20 protein-coding genes are annotated in these 17,484 nt (G+C 57.3%); 3 read left to right on the top strand and 17 right to left on the bottom strand.

The annotated features are described in order from the left end of the window. Position 1: 1 nt before the first annotated feature. From ccmE to ccmA, 5 genes are all read right to left on the bottom strand, one after another. The gene (gene ccmE / locus B0D71_RS10765; protein WP_008052305.1) at positions 2-457 is read right to left on the bottom strand and encodes a cytochrome c maturation protein CcmE; all 456 of its coding nucleotides are present in this window, start codon (positions 455-457) and stop codon (positions 2-4) included. Continuing rightward, positions 454-630: a heme exporter protein CcmD gene (ccmD, locus tag B0D71_RS10760; RefSeq protein ID WP_007980758.1), complete on the bottom strand. Its 177-nt coding sequence runs from the start codon at positions 628-630 to the stop codon at positions 454-456. Before ccmD ends, ccmE begins: the two co-directional genes overlap by 4 nt. Beyond that, on the bottom strand, positions 627-1,382 hold the full coding sequence (locus tag B0D71_RS10755) for a heme ABC transporter permease (RefSeq protein ID WP_103394761.1): 756 nt from the start codon (positions 1,380-1,382) through the stop codon (positions 627-629). The genes ccmD and B0D71_RS10755 overlap by 4 nt, the downstream gene beginning before the upstream one ends. 73 nt (positions 1,383-1,455) lie before the next feature. Then, complete coding sequence (gene ccmB, locus B0D71_RS10750) at positions 1,456-2,124, bottom strand: heme exporter protein CcmB (protein WP_007980754.1); 669 nt, start codon at positions 2,122-2,124, stop codon at positions 1,456-1,458. After that, complete coding sequence (gene ccmA / locus B0D71_RS10745; RefSeq protein WP_103394760.1) at positions 2,121-2,756, bottom strand: cytochrome c biogenesis heme-transporting ATPase CcmA; 636 nt, start codon at positions 2,754-2,756, stop codon at positions 2,121-2,123. Before ccmA ends, ccmB begins: the two co-directional genes overlap by 4 nt. A 199-nt stretch (positions 2,757-2,955) precedes the next feature. Between ccmA and fliK the strand changes: the two genes are divergently transcribed. Both fliK and B0D71_RS10735 read left to right on the top strand, forming a co-directional pair. Then, positions 2,956-4,530, top strand: a complete 1,575-nt coding sequence (gene fliK, locus B0D71_RS10740; RefSeq protein ID WP_103394759.1) for a flagellar hook-length control protein FliK — start codon at positions 2,956-2,958, stop codon at positions 4,528-4,530. Beyond that, positions 4,527-4,856, top strand: coding sequence for an EscU/YscU/HrcU family type III secretion system export apparatus switch protein (locus B0D71_RS10735; protein ID WP_103394758.1), 330 nt, complete (start codon positions 4,527-4,529; stop codon positions 4,854-4,856). The genes fliK and B0D71_RS10735 overlap by 4 nt, the downstream gene beginning before the upstream one ends. Positions 4,857-4,919: 63 nt before the next feature. Here the strand turns inward: B0D71_RS10735 and solA are convergent, their stop codons facing one another. The 4 genes from solA to B0D71_RS10715 are packed head-to-tail and all read right to left on the bottom strand — an operon-like array spanning position 4,920 to position 8,568. Further along, entirely contained in the window at positions 4,920-6,080 is a 1,161-nt protein-coding gene (gene solA / locus B0D71_RS10730; protein WP_103394757.1) for an N-methyl-L-tryptophan oxidase, read from the bottom strand. After that, the gene (locus B0D71_RS10725) at positions 6,070-6,990 is read right to left on the bottom strand and encodes an EamA family transporter (protein ID WP_103394756.1); all 921 of its coding nucleotides are present in this window, start codon (positions 6,988-6,990) and stop codon (positions 6,070-6,072) included. The genes solA and B0D71_RS10725 overlap by 11 nt, the downstream gene beginning before the upstream one ends. Positions 6,991-6,995: 5 nt before the next feature. Continuing rightward, a complete protein-coding gene (locus B0D71_RS10720) occupies positions 6,996-7,847 on the bottom strand; it encodes a methyltransferase (protein ID WP_103394755.1) in 852 nt (283 codons plus the stop codon). A 19-nt stretch (positions 7,848-7,866) separates the two neighbouring features. After that, the gene (locus B0D71_RS10715; RefSeq protein WP_205885992.1) at positions 7,867-8,568 is read right to left on the bottom strand and encodes a pyrroline-5-carboxylate reductase family protein; all 702 of its coding nucleotides are present in this window, start codon (positions 8,566-8,568) and stop codon (positions 7,867-7,869) included. A gap of 423 nt (positions 8,569-8,991) precedes the next feature. On the opposite strand from B0D71_RS10715, the gene B0D71_RS10710 reads away from it, so the two are divergent. Next, positions 8,992-9,279: an EscU/YscU/HrcU family type III secretion system export apparatus switch protein gene (locus tag B0D71_RS10710; RefSeq protein ID WP_103394754.1), complete on the top strand. Its 288-nt coding sequence runs from the start codon at positions 8,992-8,994 to the stop codon at positions 9,277-9,279. 180 nt (positions 9,280-9,459) lie between these two features. Here B0D71_RS10710 and B0D71_RS10705 read toward each other — a convergent pair whose 3' ends face one another. From B0D71_RS10705 to B0D71_RS10670, 8 genes are all read right to left on the bottom strand, one after another. Continuing rightward, positions 9,460-9,852, bottom strand: a complete 393-nt coding sequence (locus B0D71_RS10705; protein ID WP_103394753.1) for a DUF2802 domain-containing protein — start codon at positions 9,850-9,852, stop codon at positions 9,460-9,462. Further along, entirely contained in the window at positions 9,853-10,338 is a 486-nt protein-coding gene (locus B0D71_RS10700) for a chemotaxis protein CheW (protein ID WP_007980742.1), read from the bottom strand. It abuts the gene before it with no gap. A 73-nt stretch (positions 10,339-10,411) separates the two neighbouring features. Further along, entirely contained in the window at positions 10,412-11,356 is a 945-nt protein-coding gene (locus B0D71_RS10695; RefSeq protein WP_103394752.1) for a CheW domain-containing protein, read from the bottom strand. A 126-nt stretch (positions 11,357-11,482) separates the two neighbouring features. After that, positions 11,483-12,271, bottom strand: a complete 789-nt coding sequence (locus tag B0D71_RS10690) for a ParA family protein (RefSeq protein ID WP_085723329.1) — start codon at positions 12,269-12,271, stop codon at positions 11,483-11,485. A 43-nt stretch (positions 12,272-12,314) separates the two neighbouring features. Further along, positions 12,315-13,205 carry a flagellar motor protein MotD gene (gene motD, locus B0D71_RS10685; RefSeq protein WP_103394751.1) on the bottom strand — a complete coding sequence of 297 codons (891 nt, stop codon included), beginning with the start codon at positions 13,203-13,205 and terminating at the stop codon, positions 12,315-12,317. A gap of 15 nt (positions 13,206-13,220) precedes the next feature. Next, positions 13,221-13,961, bottom strand: a complete 741-nt coding sequence (locus B0D71_RS10680; protein ID WP_103394750.1) for a flagellar motor protein — start codon at positions 13,959-13,961, stop codon at positions 13,221-13,223. Beyond that, a complete protein-coding gene (locus B0D71_RS10675) occupies positions 13,961-15,103 on the bottom strand; it encodes a protein-glutamate methylesterase/protein-glutamine glutaminase (RefSeq protein WP_103394749.1) in 1,143 nt (380 codons plus the stop codon). Before B0D71_RS10675 ends, B0D71_RS10680 begins: the two co-directional genes overlap by 1 nt. A 48-nt stretch (positions 15,104-15,151) precedes the next feature. Then, the gene (locus B0D71_RS10670) at positions 15,152-17,404 is read right to left on the bottom strand and encodes a chemotaxis protein CheA (RefSeq protein WP_103394748.1); all 2,253 of its coding nucleotides are present in this window, start codon (positions 17,402-17,404) and stop codon (positions 15,152-15,154) included. Positions 17,405-17,484 lie beyond the last annotated feature (80 nt).

Below are 17,484 nucleotides of genomic sequence, written 5' to 3'. Positions count from 1 at the left end.
ATCAACCCTCCTTTGCGGGCGTTGGAGCCGATTGACCGCTGTCTTTCAACGCCTTGGTCACTTCCGGCGGCATGTACTTCTCGTCGTGCTTGGCCAGCACTTCATCGGCCACCACCACGCCATCGGCATTGAGCTTGCCCAGGGCGACGATGCCCTGCCCCTCGCGGAACAGGTCCGGCAGGATGCCGCGATAGGTGATGGTCACGGATTTGTTGAAGTCGGTGACGACGAATTTCACGTCCAGCGAGTCGCCGGAGCGCTGCAAAGAACCGGCCTCGACCATGCCACCGGCACGGATGCGTGTGTCTTGCGGCGCTTCGCCGTTGGCGATCTGGGTGGGTGTGTAAAACAGGTTGATGTTCTGCTGCAGGGCGCTCAGGGCCAGGCCGACGGCAGCGCCGACCCCGACCAGGATCGCGAGAATAATGATAAGACGCTTTTTGCGCAGCGGATTCACTTGCCGTTCTCCCGGCGCAAACGACGCGCCTCTTGTTGCAGATACCGCTTGCGGGCCAGGATCGGCGCCGCCACGTTGAGGGCCAATACCGCCAGGCAGATGCCATAGGCTGACCAGACATACAGGCCATGATGGCCCATGGCGATGAAGTCGCCGAATGAAGCAAAACTCATCGAGCGACCTCCAGGCTGTTTTCCACTTCGGTCTTGACCCAACTGGCCCGGGCTTCGCGCTTGAGCACTTCAAGACGCATGCGCAGTAACAGGACCGCGCCGAAGAAACAGTAGAAACCCAGCGCCGTCAGCAGCAATGGCAGCCACATTTCGGCGGGCATCGCCGGTTTTTCGGTGAGGGTGAAGGTCGCGCCCTGGTGCAGGGTGTTCCACCACTCCACCGAGTACTTGATGATCGGAATGTTGATCACACCGACGATCGCCAACACCGCGCAGGCCTTGGCCGCGCTGTCACGATTGCTGATCGCGTTGCCCAGCGCAATGAGACCGAAGTACAGGAAAAGCAGGATAAGCATGGACGTTAGGCGTGCATCCCAGACCCACCACGAGCCCCATGTCGGCTTGCCCCAGATCGCCCCGGTGACCAACGCCACGGCGGTCATCCAGGCTCCGATGGGCGCCGCGCATTGCAGGGCGACGTCGGCCAGTTTCATTTTCCACACCAGCCCGACGATGCCGCACACGGCCAGCATCACGTAGATGGACTGCGCCAGCATGGCGGCCGGGACGTGGATATAGATGATGCGAAAGCTGTTGCCCTGCTGATAGTCCGGCGGCGCGAAGGCCAGGCCCCAGACCACGCCCACGCTGATCAGCAGCAACGCCGCGACGCTCAGCCAAGGCAGCATTTTGCCGCTGATACCGTAAAACCATTTGGGCGAGCCGAGCTTGTGAAACCACGTCCAGTTCATACTGTTTCCATCACGGTTGCTCTTTACTGTGAAGAGCTTGGGCCTTTACTGGTTATTTTTTAACCAGACCTCATTATTCGCCGACGCTGATCTTCAGGCCAGCAGCTATTGCAAAAGGTGTCAGGGTTATCGCCAGGGCGGTCAGGCTACCAAGCCACAGGAGATAACCGGTCGCCGGCATGCCCTGCAAGGCCGCCTGCAAGGCGCCACTGCCAAGGATCAACACCGGGATGTACAGCGGCAGAATCAGCAGTGCCAGTAACAAGCCACCGCGCTTCAAGCCCACGGTCAGTGCCGCACCCACCGCACCGAGCAGGCTCAGTACCGGTGTACCGAGCAGCAACGAAAGCAGCAACACCGGCAGACAGGCGGCAGGTAAACCAAGCATCAACGCCAGCAATGGTGCGAGCAAAACCAGTGCCAGGCCGGAAAAAGCCCAGTGTGCCAGCACTTTGGCCAATACCAGAAGAGCCAGGGGGTGCGGCGAAAGGACCCACTGTTCGAGCGATCCATCCTCGAAATCACTGCGGAAAAGCCCGTCCAGCGAGAGCAAGACCGATAAAAGTGCCGCGACCCAGACCAGTCCTGGAGACAAGGTTTGCAACAATTGAGACTCAGGTCCGACCGCCAGCGGGAACAGGGAAACCACGATGGCAAAGAACACCAGCGGATTGGCCAGCTCCGCCGGACGACGGAACAGCAGACGAGCCTCGCGGGCGACCAGCAGGCCGAAAACACTCATACGGCCCAGCTCCCCAGATCGATGTCGCGATAACCGGCCGGCGTCCGGCTCAGCGTGTGGTGGGTGGTCAACACCACCATGCCACCGCGTTCGCAGTGGCCGGCCAGATGCGATTCAAGCTGTGCCACGCCCTGCTTGTCGAGGGCGGTAAAGGGTTCATCGAGGATCCACAGCGGCGGGCTGTCCAGATACAGGCGCGCCAGCGCGACGCGGCGCTGTTGACCGGCAGACAGGGTGTGGCAAGGCACATCCTCGAATCCGCGCAGCCCGACGGCCGCCAGCGCCTGCCAGATTGCCTCATGGGTCGCCGGATGATGCAAGGCACATAGCCAGCTCAGGTTCTCTTCCGGCGTCAGCAAATCCTTGATCCCGGCCGCGTGGCCGATCCACAGCAGGTTGCGCGCCAGCTCAAAGCGTTGCTCGTTCAGCGGCTGGCCGTTGAGCAGCACCTGACCGGCGGTCGGCTGCATCAGCCCCGAGAGCAGGCGCAGCAGGCTGGTCTTGCCACTGCCGTTGGGGCCACTGATTTGCACCATTTCGCCACTGGCCAGTCTCAAATCGAGATTTTCGAAGAGCAGCCGAAGGTCTCGCTCGCAGGCAAGGGCAACGGTTTGCAGGACAGGACTGGTCAAGGGTTCACGGGCCTTATACGGTTCAAGTCGGCACTGGAGCGGCCGTTAAAGAGATGCAGCATAGATGCAATGACGTCTTGTTCTAGAGAGCTGCGTCAAACAATTGCAAAGTTTTCGCCATTTTTGGATACAACGGCGCGGCATTATACATGCCAGGCCTTACTCTAAAGAGTGCATTTTCCTCAGGTTGTGACCGCGTATGACAGGCGAAATGAACATCCTCCCGCTACCGCAAACCGTCCCGGCGACGTCACGCCCGCAGGCGGTAAACGGTGAGCTGCTCAAATTGCTGACGCCGGTGGAGGGGCTGATCAGCAACGGTCAAACCGCCCAGGCCGAAGTGTTGTCGCTCAAGCAGGCGGATCAGACTTTCCAGATGCTGCTCAAGGTCACCCTCGACAGCGGCCGCCAGACCACGGTCCAGACCACCAGCAATCAACCGCTGGCCCAGGGCACCACGCTGCTCGTCAGCCAACCTTCGGCCGGCAACCTGGCCGTGACAGTACAACAGGCCATTGCTTCCAGCGTCACCACCCTCACCCGCCTCGACACCGCGCAACTGCCGGTTGGCACCCTGCTGCAGGGCAAAGTGCTGACCTCGCAAGTGCTGCCGCAGGTCCCCGGCCAACCCATGGTGTTTCGCTCGATGGTGAGCCTGCTCAATACCGCACTGAGCGGCAGCACCCTGAGCATCGACAGCCCGCAACCATTGCGCATCGGCACCTTGCTGAGCGCCCAGGTGCAGGACGCCCAGAGCGTGAAGTTCGTACCCCTGAGCAGCCGCCAGGAACAATTGGCGGTGACCCAGCAACTGGTCGACCAGCAAAGCCGCCAAGGCTCGCTGGATGGCTTGCTCAAGCGCCTGCAGAATCTTCCAGCCTCGGACCAGACCTCCGCCGAAATGCGTAGCGCCGCTGCCCGCCTGCTCGCTGGCCTGCCGGACGTCCAGCAACTGAGCACCCCCAAGGGCCTGGCATTGGCCTTGGCCAGCAGTGGTGCGTTCCTCGAAAGCAAACTGCTGAGCGGGCAAAATCCGATGCTCGCGCCGGACATGAAAGGCGACCTGCTCAAACTGGTCGCGCAATTGAGTCAGGGCTTGCCGGCCAACACCAGCCTTGGCGCGATCATCGCCGCCAGTAGCCTGGCCCAGGCCATGCCGAACTTTGTTCGCAATGCTCTGGGCATGCTGGGTCAGGTCAGTGCCAAACCTTCGCCGACCGGGTTCCCGCTGCCCGAACGCCTGTTGCAAAGCGCCGAAGGTGAAGGTGATCTCGAACACCTGCTACGCCTGGCCGCCGCCGCGGTTTCACGCCTGCAAAGCCATCAGCTGTCGAGTCTGGAACAAACCGGCGTAACCGCCGACGGACGGCTGATGAGCACCTGGCAGCTGGAAATCCCGATGCGCAATATGCAAGACATCGTGCCGCTGCAGGTCAAGTTCCAGCGTGAAGATTCACCCGAAAAAGAACAGCCAAAGGAACGTCGCGAAGAACGCGAACCCAAGCAACAGCTGTGGCGCGTGGAACTGGCCTTCGCCATGGAGCCTTTGGGGCCGCTGCAAATCCAGGCGCAATTGATCAAGGGCAGCCTCTCCAGCCAGCTCTGGGCCGAGCGGCCGTACACCGCCAGCCTGATCGAAAGCAATCTGGCCGGGCTGCGTCACCGCCTGCTGTCCGCCGGCCTCAACGTCGGTGACCTCGATTGCCACCTCGGAACACCACCCCAAGGCCCGCAAACCCGCCTCGAACAACGCTGGGTCGACGAAACCGCATGAAAAATCTCAACGCCCCACGCCAGGCCATCGTCCTCAAATACGACGGCTCCCACGCCCCCACCCTCACCGCCAAGGGTGACGAAGAACTGGCGGAAGAAATCCTGCGAATCGCCCGCGACTGCGAAGTGCCGATCTACGAAAACGCCGAGCTGGTGAGACTGCTGGCGCGGATGGAACTGGGGGACAGCATTCCGCAGGAGCTCTATCTGACGATTGCCGAGATCATTGCGTTTGCGTGGAGATTGAAGGGGAAGTTTCCGGCGGGGCAGGATCCGGATGGGCTGATGGTGGAGAAGGATGTGACGGATCGTGGGGACGACTATTGATCGACGCTGAGAGACACTCAACAACAGAGATCAGCACATGCCCTTCATAACTATTGATTAGTATTATTTATTGTCATCTGAAAACCTGCTTGCATAAAACATCGACACCTCGTCTGAAAGAAAGCCATTTAACGCGGCTCTCGCAAGTACATCCCCCAAACCAGTTGCGAATTTAAACCCGTGCCCAGAGCATGCAGAAACATAAAATACGCCAGGCAAATCCACTGATTCGCCGAGTACAAAGGACTCATCCTGACTCATCGTATATATGCATTTTTTAGATGCATACGGAATCGAATTCAAACCGGGAAATATCTGCTCAACACAAGCAGAAATCTGCTCAACATCACTTTCCTTTACCGGCTGAATGTGAGTACCAGCATCAAACTTGGCTTGCTGATAGTTATGAAACCCAATTTTGATTCCTGGTTCTTCCGTGCCGACTTCCGGTGTACCATGAAGCAAACGCCCGTCTGGCAATTGATACAAAAAAGCGGGAAAGCCCCTTAAGAATTCAAAATCCTCCTTGGATTTTGTTTTGAACCAATAAACGGGGACGCTCTTAGGTTGCAGCAATCCGAAGAGATCGTTAATCAGGGTAGTACCTATGGCAGCGCCTGTCGCCAAGATAATTCGCTCTGTATAAACGACCTGCCCCCCATCCAACTGTACTGCCAAACCCTGCGAGGTTTTAAGTATGCCCGTCACTGAAGTTCCAAATCGGACTTCAGCACCATTCCTCACCGCCAAATTAACCATATGTAATTTTGAATCATCCGCCGCAATAGTGTACGCGCCGCTTTCATAAACTGACTCCATACCCTCAAGAACATGAAATACTGGAAAAGACTCAGCAGTCCGCTCTGCAGAAAGCAATGTATGATTGATATTACCCTGTTGGGCGACGGCAACACTTTTAGGTACAACACCCGTGGCAACCGGCCCAATAAATAGCCCTCCAGTATGAAAAATCAGGTGCCTGCTACAAGTTTTGTCTAGCTCATACCACAACTTATCTGACAGGGAAAGTAAAGGTAGATAAGACGAACCTTCCCAATAAGCACGCCTAAAAATTCGGGAAGCACCATGCGATGATCCTGACAGGTTTATCGGTGCACCAGAATCGACGCCAAGCACATCGCCCTCAGAGCACGAAAGCCTCCAAAGCGAAGCACTTCCAACAATACCCAGCCCAATGACGACCACTTTATATTTACACTTCATCTCGCCCCCCTCCACCAAAACAAGACTGCTTTCTTAGAACAGGTTCAAACACTACTAACAACGACCCAACTATCACAGCCAGAAGAGCCGCTATAGTTACTGGCGAAGCGGCTTGCTTGTAAATTATCGTTGCCACAAAAAACTGCGTGATTGGCAATACAAACTGCGATAAGCCCATAGAAATTACAGAAAGTCTTTTAGCCGAAAACGAAAACAACGCCAACGGAATAATGGATACTACCCCACAACTAAAAACCAGAAGCGTACGCCACAAGCCAAAATCATCAGGAATCGTCATACTGAGGCCTGAAAAAACAAAAAACAAAGCACATAAAAAGGAAAGTACAAGAGACTCCAACAACAAACCATTAAACACACTCAAAGAGGTCATTTTTTTCAAGCACGAATAAAAACCCCAAGCAAGACCGATACCCAAGTAAACTCTCACATCAAGATCGCCATTCAACACCAAAAGACTCATCACACTAATCAGCATAACCGCTACGGCTATGACTTTAAATACAGTGACAGATTCTTTATAAACAATGAGACCAATCGCAATGCTTAAAATTGGCGCCACCAAATAACCGAGACTGCTTTCAAGTACCCGCCCGTGGACAGAGGCCCATATGAAGGTCCCCCAGTTGATCGCTATCAGCATGGCTGCGAGCGCATGTAAAAGTAACAACTTAACATTAAGCTGAGCAAAAAGCAGTCTTAACTCCCGACCAGCCCACACGACAAGAAATACAGTTAGAAAGGATAAATAGACCCTATAGCTGAGTAACACCACTGCATTCAAAGAACCAATATATTTCCAAAAAATCGAAGACAGACCCAATAGCGTATTTGCCAATACCCCACTGAGCACGCCGATAGAAAAATGTCGATGTGTATTAAAAGGCAGCATACCTACTACCTTTCCCACATAGTTAATTCAACTATCTCATACGACCATATTACTTGACCGTCTTCCTGCATACAGCAATAGGCTTCTCCCTTCCTTGCCCAACTCATTACTTCATCAATCAACAGATTTCGTATCCGCGCCCATTCCTCCGTATAAAAAAGCAATGGAAAATCATGTCGTTCCAAAAGCCTACAATCGATCATATATTTCCCTGCATGCAACTCTTGAAGTCTGCTCATCACCTGGCGAATACCGACCAATGAATTTAGCCCTATTAAAACTGTCCCACCATCACTCAAATGATCTGGCAACTCTTCAAAAAACCGCTCCAACGTTCTATCGCCATAAAACATAGAATCAATTGGAAGCCCTGCCACACCAACTGACTTCTTGAATGCCTCTAGAAAGGAAGTAGAAGGAGTCCTCCAGCCAGGCGGATTAAACAGAATATAATCGTATTTTATTGAAGCATCTGGAAGCCCTTGAAAAAGATCACCAAATGCAAACTCAATAGTACTCACTCCAAAATTACATAACTCATTCTTCCGCGCTACGAAAACTGCTTCCCTGGAGATATCAGTCGCGGTGACTGACTTGACACCCATACCTTTCAGCAAAAAAGAATGCACGCCACTCCCGGTCCCAAGATCCAAAAACCTGGCATTAATGCATTTTTTATCTAGATAACGCGTCAACAGTGACCCAAACGCCATTCCGGCCAGACTGACTTTAAAAACTCCGGGATCATCAATAAGATTGAAACAGTGACCCATTCCAAAATAAACACTGTATGAATCCGCCTCCATGCTCGTGGCACTGTCTCGTTTAGACTTTGACGGCAGTTTCTCACTACTCATAATGCCCCCTTGTAATGCACTACCCACCCAACTCTACCGACTTCTCAGCAGCAGCTGTTAAAGCCAATGCAATAGTCCCATTCAAGTCATTACGCTCGAAAACCTGGATTGCACGCTCAGTTGTACCGCCAGCCGTCTGCACCTCTTTACATAATTGCATTGATGTTTTTCCAGTCGACCTCATCAACATTGAAGTACCGTATAACAACTGCGTACAAACTTTCCAAGCGACCTCGGAGTCAAAGCCCTCGTTCTCCGCGTACTGCTGTAATGCGCTAGCAACATAAGCGACCAGTGCCGGGCCACCGCCCGCGACTGCAGTGCCTGAGTCAATCAAGCATTCATTATCAACTTTTATATAGCTCCCGATCGCACCGAAAACCATCTGTGCTGTTACAAGCAAATCACTGTCAGCATTTTCTGGAGCGTAGTAAATAGTAATTCCTTCCCCCACTTCTGATGCCGTATTCGGAATCGAACGAATTAGTCGTGGATGACCTAAAGTTCTGCAAATCGATTTCGTCGTAACGCCAGCCATTACGGATATGACCGGGCCTTCATGAGAAAGCAGAACCTGATTATCCCGTACTGCAGTTTGAAATCGCTGAGGAGGGACAGCTAAAATAACGATATCATTGCATTCTATATTTTCAATCCGTTCACTTACCTCGAACCCGCAGGCCGTGAGGTATGCGGCTCGACTTGAATTAGTTTCAACCACCCTCAGATGGCTATCTCCATACTTACCTCTCAACCCGAATAATATTGCACCCCCATATGCCCAGCGCCCAGAATATAAATTCTTTGCATAAATCCGTCCTTCTTATCGATTATTTCTTCAACACTCCACTTTCGAACACAAAACAAACTTAAGGAATTATGTTTACACTTGTCAACGCACAAACGACAAACCCATTATCGGCAGCACAAAAAAGTCGTTGAAAAATAGCTTTAGCTGTAGGAAACATCATACTTTACCGCGTAGGACTTAGTTGGCCGCGACGGTCTATTTAGGTCTTTTTCAAAGTAGGACTTAATATCCACAAGAAGAAAATTTCTCGAATTATCCTGCAACACTCAGGGTGGCGAGTTTTATCTACCAGTCGATTAATCATCTGCTAACTACTTTTGATCAAAGCCCCCAATCACTTGGCAAACCGTCCCGCTACTCACCGCCAAGGGCGTCGAAGAACTGGCAGAAGAAATCCTGCGCATCGTCCGCGACTGCGAAGTGCCGATCTACGAAAACGCCGAACTGGTGAGGCTGCTGGCGCTCATGGAACTGGGGGACAGCATTCTCCAGGAGCTGTATCTGACGATTGCCGAGATCATCGCGTTTGCGTGGAGTTTGAAGGGGAAGTTTACGGCGGGGCAGAATCCGGATGGGCTGATTGCGGAGAAGGACATTACCGAACGCGGGGATGACTACTGAGGATTCCAAGACGCCATCGCGAGCAAGCTCGCACAGGTGATCTGCGGTGAACACATGTTCTGTGTCCGACATAGAACCACTGTAGGAGCGAGCTTGCTCGCGATGGAGGTATGAGCGCCGCGTTTCTCCAGGAGGTCCGCGTCATCGTTAACGCCCATCGCGAGCGAACTCCTACAGCTGTCAGTTCTTGTGAAGCTTGCTCATCAACTCCGCCTCAGCCTGGGTCAAGCCGCAGGACTGGGTCAGTTCGTTGACGCTGGCGCCCATCCCGACCAGTCGCGCCGCCTGGGCAAACGACAGGCTTGTAGGGTCGCGTTGTTCCAACTGAGCGAGTTTGTCTGGCAACGGCACAACGATCGCCCGCAGTTCATGCAGGTCTTCGCCCATGCGCACGCTGCCATTCAGGTAGTCGTCGACACGCTTGCCCAGGTCCTTGATGCGCTGGTCACGCAGCGCATCACCCTTGGCCTGTTGCGCTGCGATCTGCTTCTGGGCGCGAATGTACGCCAGGAACATTGCCAGCGTGCCTGCCCAGAACAGGAACAGGACAATGACCGCAACCTCGAGAATCAATCAGATACTCTCCAGTTCCGACCATTCTTCTTCGCTCATCATCTTGTCCAGCTCGACCAGGATGAGCAATTCGTTGTTCTTGTTGCACACGCCTTGAATGAACTTGGCGGACTCTTCGTTACCCACGTTCGGCGCGGTTTCGATTTCCGACTGACGCAGGTAAACCACTTCGGCCACGCTGTCGACCATGATCCCGACTACCTGCTTGTCGGCTTCGATGATGACGATACGGGTGTTGTCGCTGATCTCGGCATTCATCAGGCCGAAGCGCTGACGAGTGTCGATCACGGTGACGACGTTGCCGCGCAGGTTGATGATGCCCAGTACGTAGCTCGGCGCACCCGGGACCGGGGCGATTTCGGTGTAACGCAGGACTTCCTGAACGCGCATCACGTTGATGCCGTAGGTCTCGTTGTCCAGCTTGAAGGTGACCCATTGCAGGATCGGATCTTCGGAACCTTTTGCCGCCGTCGCCTTATCATTCATACCCTGACCCCTCAAGAAACCGCCCTGGCGGTGTGTGTTCCGTGCAACGCCATCGAGTGGCGTCGCCTGTTGTTTATTTAATTTTTGTCGGTTTGTGGTTCGGCTTGCTGCCGGACATGTGCTTCGCCCCGCCACTGGCGATCAACTCCGCCAACGAGGCGACGTCGAGCAAGGCGCACATGTGTTCAATCACCGTGCCGGCAAGCCATGGCCGCTGACCCCGGTGACTTCTCCATTTGATTTCATTCGGGTCCAGGCGCAACGAGCGGCTGACCTGATGCACCGCCAGCCCCCACTCGTAGCCTTGCACCGAAATCACGTATTGCAGGCCCTGCTTGAAATCGTCGCGGTAGCGATCGGGCATGACCCAACGCGCGGTATCGAGCACCTTGAGGTTGCCGGCCTGGCTCGGCAGGATGCCCAGGAACCATTCGGGCTGGCCGAACAGCGGCGTCAGCTCGTGACCGGCCAGGGAATAGATCGACCCCAGGCACACCAGCGGCACCGCCAAGGTCAAACCGGCGACATCGAACAGCAGGCACTCGAAAGGTTCGGCAGCCCAGGACGGACGACCATCGGTTTCCACCGGTGGCGGCGTATTGCTCGGTGGCAGATGCACTTCGACGACGGGCGGAACCCGTGTCTGCTGTGCCTCGACGACGGCGGGCTCCAGTGCTGGCGGCACCTCGACCGGTGGCGGCACCAGCGCTTGAAGCAGCGGAGCGATGGAGGACACCGGCGCCATGATGGGTGCTGGGGCTTCGGCCACGGCAATGGGCGCCTTGGTCGATGGCGCTACCAATGCCGGGGCGGCTGTGACCGTCGCTGTGCGGGCATCGCGAGCCTGCTCTTCGAGTACCGCAGCCTGGAATTCGTCCAATACGGCTTCGGCCGCGATCTCCTCGACCACTGCCTCTACGGGCAGCGTCAACTCTTCAGTCACTTCCTGCAGCAGGCTATCCAGGTACGACTGCAGCGCCAGTTGCGGGCGCGAGGTGGTCTTCAATGGGCGGTTCATGCGCACTCACCTGTAGGAGCGAGCTTGCTCGCGATGAACCTGAGCGCGCCACGGGGTGTCAGGTTTCCCGCGTCATCGTTGACGACCATCGCGAGCATGCTCGCTCCTACAGGGATCGGGGTCATGTCAGGCCACCTGCGCAACAAGTTGTGCCGCCAGCAGATGCTTGAGCAATGCGCGGTAAGCGAGAACGCCACGGCTCTTGCCGTCGAACTGCGAAGGCGTCAGCCCGGCACGGCTGGCATCGCGCAAGCGCGTGTCCACCGGGATGTAGCCTTGCCAGATTTCGTCGGGGAATTTGTCGCGCAGCACGCGCAATGTGCCCAGGGACGCCTGGGTGCGTCGGTCAAACAGGGTCGGCACGATGGTGAATGGCAATGCCTGTTTGCGTGAGCGGTTGATCATCGCCAGGGTGTTGACCATGCGTTCGAGGCCCTTGACCGCCAGGTGTTCGGTCTGCACCGGAATCACCAGTTGCTGGCTCGCCGCCAAGGCATTGACCATCAGCACGCCGAGCAATGGCGGGCTGTCGATCACCGCGTAATCGAAGTCCTGCCAAAGTTGCGCCAGGCTCTTGGCAATCACCAGGCCCAAGCCACTCTGCCCCGGCGACTGACGCTCAAGGGTGGCCAGCGCGGTGCTGGAGGGCAGCAGGGAGATGCGCTCGTCACTGGTCGACAGCAGCAGTTGGCCCGGCAAACCCTGGGGCACGTTGCCCTTGTGCAGAAACAGGTCGTAGTTGCTGTGTTCCAGGGTATCGGGGTCGTAGCCGAAGTAGCTGGTCATGGAGCCGTGGGGATCGAGGTCGACCACGACCACGCGCTTGCCCGCCTCCGCCAGCAACCCGGCTAAAGCGATGGAGGAAGTGGTTTTACCGACACCACCCTTTTGATTGGCGACTGCCCAGACTCTCATTCGGATTGTTCCTCCCGGCCGAACGGATCGACCGAGAAATAGCTCAACGTGTTAATGCGGGTGACGGAGAATTGACGGCGTTCTCTCGTCCCGGCGACTTGACCGGGGTCGGTGCAGTTTGTGTGCCAGCACGCTTCAAGGCGGCATCCGGTTGCGCATTAGCGGTTCCAGTGCCGGTCAGGCTGCGGCGCACATCGAGGTTGCGCGACACCACCAGCACCACGCGACGGTTACGGGCGCGGCCTTCAGCGGTGGCGTTGTTGGCCACCGGCTGAAACTCGCCATAGCCCACCGAAGCCAGGCGACCGGGGTTCACCCCCTGCATCGCCAACATGCGCACGATGCTGGCCGAGCGGGCGGAGGACAGCTCCCAGTTGGTCGGGTACTGCGCGGTGCGGATCGGTTGATCGTCAGTAAAACCTTCGACATGGATCGGGTTGTCGAACGGCTTGAGGATCGCCGCGACCTTATCGATGATGTTGAACGCGATGTCGCTGGGCATGGCGTCACCGCTGCCGAACAACAGGCTGGAATTGAGCTCGATCTCGACCCACAACTCGTTGCCGCGCACGGTCATCTGGTTGGAGCTGATCAGGTCACCAAACGCCGCACTGATGTCATCGGCGATGCTTTTGAGTGGGTCGCTGGCGCCGGAGACACCGGCATCGACCTGGTCACTGTCCTTGACCAGCGGCTTGGCCGGGGTCACGGTCTTGGGCCGCTCGTCACCGATTGGGATCGGCTTGAGCGAACGATCGGTGTCGGTAAAGACCCCGACCAGCGCCTCGGAAATGACCTTGTACTTGCCTTCGTTGATCGAAGAGATGGAGTACATCACCACGAAAAACGCGAACAGCAGCGTGATGAAGTCCGCGTAGGACACCAGCCAGCGTTCGTGGTTGACGTGTTCATCATGCTGGCGACGACGTGCCATGATCCATGCCTCCCATCAATCCATGAAGCCCTGGAGCTTCAACTCAATGGAGCGTGGGTTTTCACCCTCGGCGATCGACAGAAGTCCTTCCAGCAACATTTCGCGATAACGCGACTGGCGCAGCGCGATGGATTTGAGTTTGGCGGCAATCGGCAGCAGCACCAGGTTGGCGCTGGCCACGCCGTAGATGGTGGCGACGAAGGCCACGGCGATGCCGTTACCCAGTTGCGACGGATCACCGAGGTTGCCCATGACGTGAATCAGGCCCATGACCGCACCGATGATGCCGATGGTCGGCGCGTAACCGCCCATGCTTTCGAAGACCTTGGCCGCTTCGACATCGCGGCTTTCCTGGGTGTAGAAATCCACTTCCAGAATGCTGCGGATCGCCTCCGGCTCGGCGCCGTCGACCAGCAGTTGCAGGCCTTTTCGCGCATAGTTGTCGGGCTCGGCATCGGCAATGCCTTCAAGGCCCAGCAGGCCTTCCTTGCGCGCCGTCAGGCTCCAGTTCACCACGCGGTCGATGCCACCGGCCAGGTCAACGCGAGGCGGGAACAGGATCCAGGTGAGGATCTGCATGGCGCGCTTGAAGGCACTCATCGGCGATTGCAGCAGCGCGGCGCCAATGGTGCCGCCGAGCACGATCAGCGCTGCCGGGCCGTTGGCCAGGGCGCCGAGGTGACCGCCTTCAAGGTAGTTGCCGCCAATGATAGCGACGAACGCCATGATGATGCCGATCAGGCTTAGAACATCCATCAGATGCAAGCCTCGACCAAGTGCTTGCCGATGTCGTCGAGGCTGTACACCGCGTCGGCGAGTTCAGCTTTGACAATGGCCATTGGCATGCCGTAGATCACGCAACTGGCTTCGTCCTGTGCCCAGATCGAACTGCCGCCCTGCTTGAGCAGGCGCGCGCCTTCACGACCGTCGGCGCCCATGCCGGTCAGGACGACCGCCAGAACTTTGTCGCCGTAGGACTTGGCTGCCGAACCGAAGGTGATGTCCACGCACGGCTTGTAGTTCAGACGCTCGTCACCCGGGAGGATTTTCACCGCCCCACGGCCATCGATCATCATCTGCTTACCGCCCGGGGCCAACAGCGCCAGGCCAGGACGCAGGATGTCGCCATCCTCGGCTTCCTTGACGCTGATGCGGCAGAGCTTGTCCAGGCGTTCGGCGAAGGCCTTGGTGAAGGCCGCCGGCATGTGTTGAACCAGCAAGATCGGCGCCGGGAAGTTGGCCGGCAACTGGGTCAGGACCCGCTGCAGGGCGACCGGGCCGCCGGTGGACGTACCAATGGCCACCAGCTTGTAGTTTTTGCGTTTTGGCGCAGGAGACGACGGGCTGGCCGCATGCGTACGTGCAGGGATCGGTGCCGGTGCCGGACGCACGGGCGCACCGCTGCCGTAAGTGCCGCCGTAACTGCCAATGCTCGAAGGTGCAGGCGTCGGGGCTGGCGCAGCGATAGGCGCCGGGGCGCTGTAGTGACTGACACGACGATTACTGCGCGAGATGCTCAGGATCTTCTCGCACAGCATTTGCTTGACCTTCTCGGGGTTGCGCGAGATGTCTTCGAAGTTCTTCGGCAGGAAGTCCACCGCGCCGGCATCCAGCGCATCGAGGGTGACCCGGGCGCCTTCGTGGGTCAGCGAGGAGAACATCAGGACCGGGGTCGGGCAGCGTTGCATGATGTGCCGCACGGCGGTGATGCCGTCCATCATCGGCATCTCGTAGTCCATGGTGATCACGTCTGGCTTGAGGGCCAGCGCCTGATCGATCGCCTCTTTGCCGTTGGTCGCCGTGCCGACGACCTGGATATTGGAATCCGCTGAAAGAATTTCCGAGACGCGGCGGCGGAAAAACCCCGAATCGTCCACCACCAGGACTTTGACTGCCATAAACACTCCATTAGATGGAGCGAGGCCAGGCGCCCCGCTCCACCAGAATCAAATACGCCGTGTGGCGTAACGCTTGAGCATGCTAGGAACATCGAGAATCAGCGCGATGCGGCCGTCACCGGTGATGGTGGCGCCGGACATGCCCGGAGTTCCCTGGAGCATTTTGCCCAATGGCTTGATGACCACTTCTTCCTGGCCCACCAGTTGATCGACGACAAAGCCGATCCGCTGCGTGCCCACCGAAAGGATCACCACGTGGCCCTCGCGCTGCTCTTCGTGAGCCGCGGAGCTGACCAGCCAGCGTTTGAGATAGAACAATGGCAGCGCCTTGTCCCGCACGATCACCACTTCCTGGCCGTCCACGACATTGGTGGTCGACAGGTCGAGGTGGAAAATCTCGTTGACGTTCACCAGCGGGAACGCAAACGCCTGGTTGCCGAGCATGACCATCAGCGTCGGCATGATCGCCAGGGTCAGCGGCACCTTGATGACGATCTTCGATCCCTGGCCCTTGGCCGAGTAGATGTTGATCGAGCCGTTGAGCTGGGAAATCTTGGTTTTCACCACGTCCATGCCCACACCGCGACCCGATACGTCGGAGATCTCGGTCTTGGTCGAGAAACCCGGGGCGAAGATCAGGTTGTAGCACTCGGTATCGCTCAGGCGATCGGCCGCATCCTTGTCCATCACGCCGCGCTTGACCGCGATCGAACGCAGGACATTCGGGTCCATGCCTTTACCGTCATCGGAGATCGACAGCAGGATGTGGTCGCCCTCCTGCTCGGCCGCCAGGATGACCTTGCCGCCACGGGCCTTGCCCGAGGCTTCGCGTTCTTCCGGCGATTCGATACCGTGGTCGACCGCGTTGCGCACCAAGTGGACCAACGGGTCGGCCAGGGCCTCGACGAGGTTCTTGTCGAGGTCGGTTTCTTCGCCGACCAGTTCCAGGTTGATCTCTTTCTTGAGCTGGCGAGCCAGGTCGCGAACCAGGCGCGGGAAGCGCCCGAAAACTTTCTTGATCGGTTGCATCCGGGTCTTCATGACCGCGGTCTGCAGGTCGGCCGTGACCACGTCGAGGTTCGACACGGCCTTGGACATGGCTTCGTCGCCGCTGTTGAGGCCCAGGCGGACCAGGCGGTTACGCACCAGCACCAACTCGCCGACCATGTTCATGATCTCGTCGAGGCGCGCAGTGTCGACGCGCACGGTGGTCTCGGCTTCGCTCGCCGGTTTTTCCGCCGGTGGCGCGGCCGGGGCGCGGGACGATGCCGGGGCAGCAGCGGCTGCCGGGGCTTCAGCTTTTGGCTCTGGGGCCTTGGCGACCGGTTTCGGCGCCGCAGCCTTGGCTGCCGGTGCCGCAACAGTAGCGTTCGAACCGTTGGCCACAGCCGCGGTGCCCACTTCGCTGAACTTGCCCTTGCCGTGCAATTCGTCGAGCAGCGCTTCGAACTCGTGATCGGAAATCAGATCACTGCCAGCCGCCGCCGCGGTGGGTGCTGCCGGTGCAGGCACCGAAGCAATGGCCAACTCCAGCGCCTCGACAGCAAAGTTGCCTTTGCCGTGCAACTGGTCGAGCAGTGCTTCAAATTCATCATCAGTAATATCGGAACTGTCGCCTGCCGCTGTCGGTGCTTCTGGGGCAGCCGGAGCTGGAGCCGGCGCAATCGCATCAACGGCAAACTGGCCTTTACCGTGCAACTGATCGAGCAACGACTCGAACTCGGCATCGGTGATTTCGTCGCTGGCAGCGGCAGCCTGAGCAACCGTGGGCGCCTCGGCCTGTGCCTTGACGGCATTGAGCGAGTCCAGCAATTGCTCGAATTCGTTATCGGTAATATCGCCGGAGTCGGCTTCAGCCACAGGCGCTTCAACCACTGCGGCAACAGGCGCAGCAGCCACCGCGTCCGCCGATTGCGGCTCGGCCAGGCGGGCCAATGCCGCCAGCAGTTCAGGCGTTGCAGCCGTGATCGGGCTGCGCTCGCGAACTTCGCTGAACATGCTGTTCACCGCGTCCAGCGCTTCAAGAACCACGTCCATCAGTTCCGAATCGACGCGACGCTCACCCTTGCGCAGGATGTCGAACACGTTCTCGGCGATGTGGCAGCACTCCACCAGCTCGTTGAGCTGGAGGAAGCCGGCGCCCCCTTTTACAGTGTGAAAACCGCGAAAAATTGCATTGAGCAAATCCGCATCATCCGGGCGGCTTTCCAGCTCGACCAGTTGCTCGGACAGTTGCTCTAGAATCTCGCCGGCCTCAACCAGGAAATCCTGAAGGATCTCTTCATCGGCGCCGAAGCTCATTAAGGGGGTGCTCCTACAGGTCTAAAAACCCAAAAAACCTAAAATTCTAAAATTCTAAAATTCTAAAATTCTAAAATTCT

The organism is Pseudomonas laurylsulfativorans (assembly GCF_002906155.1).
Lineage (GTDB): Bacteria > Pseudomonadota > Gammaproteobacteria > Pseudomonadales > Pseudomonadaceae > Aquipseudomonas > Aquipseudomonas laurylsulfativorans.
The sequence above is the reverse complement of the archived record's forward strand: the minus strand, read 5'-3'. Positions and strand labels throughout refer to the sequence as shown.

Bases quoted from the DNA above. Each gene is read 5' to 3' on its own strand.
- B0D71_RS10670 (WP_103394748.1), bottom strand. From the start codon at position 17,404: ATGAGCTTCGGCGCCGATGAAGAGATCCTTCAGGATTTCCTGGTTGAG.
- solA (WP_103394757.1), bottom strand. From the start codon at position 6,080: ATGAAGTGTAAATATAAAGTGGTCGTCATTGGGCTGGGTATTGTTGGA.
- motD (WP_103394751.1), bottom strand. From the start codon at position 13,205: ATGGCACGTCGTCGCCAGCATGATGAACACGTCAACCACGAACGCTGG.
- B0D71_RS10680 (WP_103394750.1), bottom strand. From the start codon at position 13,961: ATGGATGTTCTAAGCCTGATCGGCATCATCATGGCGTTCGTCGCTATC.
- fliK (WP_103394759.1), top strand. From the start codon at position 2,956: ATGACAGGCGAAATGAACATCCTCCCGCTACCGCAAACCGTCCCGGCG.
- B0D71_RS10700 (WP_007980742.1), bottom strand. From the start codon at position 10,338: ATGAATGATAAGGCGACGGCGGCAAAAGGTTCCGAAGATCCGATCCTG.
- ccmD (WP_007980758.1), bottom strand. From the start codon at position 630: ATGAGTTTTGCTTCATTCGGCGACTTCATCGCCATGGGCCATCATGGC.
- ccmB (WP_007980754.1), bottom strand. From the start codon at position 2,124: ATGAGTGTTTTCGGCCTGCTGGTCGCCCGCGAGGCTCGTCTGCTGTTC.
- B0D71_RS10755 (WP_103394761.1), bottom strand. From the start codon at position 1,382: ATGAACTGGACGTGGTTTCACAAGCTCGGCTCGCCCAAATGGTTTTAC.
- B0D71_RS10690 (WP_085723329.1), bottom strand. From the start codon at position 12,271: ATGAGAGTCTGGGCAGTCGCCAATCAAAAGGGTGGTGTCGGTAAAACC.
- B0D71_RS10675 (WP_103394749.1), bottom strand. From the start codon at position 15,103: ATGGCAGTCAAAGTCCTGGTGGTGGACGATTCGGGGTTTTTCCGCCGC.
- B0D71_RS10725 (WP_103394756.1), bottom strand. From the start codon at position 6,990: ATGCTGCCTTTTAATACACATCGACATTTTTCTATCGGCGTGCTCAGT.
- B0D71_RS10695 (WP_103394752.1), bottom strand. From the start codon at position 11,356: ATGAACCGCCCATTGAAGACCACCTCGCGCCCGCAACTGGCGCTGCAG.
- B0D71_RS10735 (WP_103394758.1), top strand. From the start codon at position 4,527: ATGAAAAATCTCAACGCCCCACGCCAGGCCATCGTCCTCAAATACGAC.
- B0D71_RS10720 (WP_103394755.1), bottom strand. From the start codon at position 7,847: ATGAGTAGTGAGAAACTGCCGTCAAAGTCTAAACGAGACAGTGCCACG.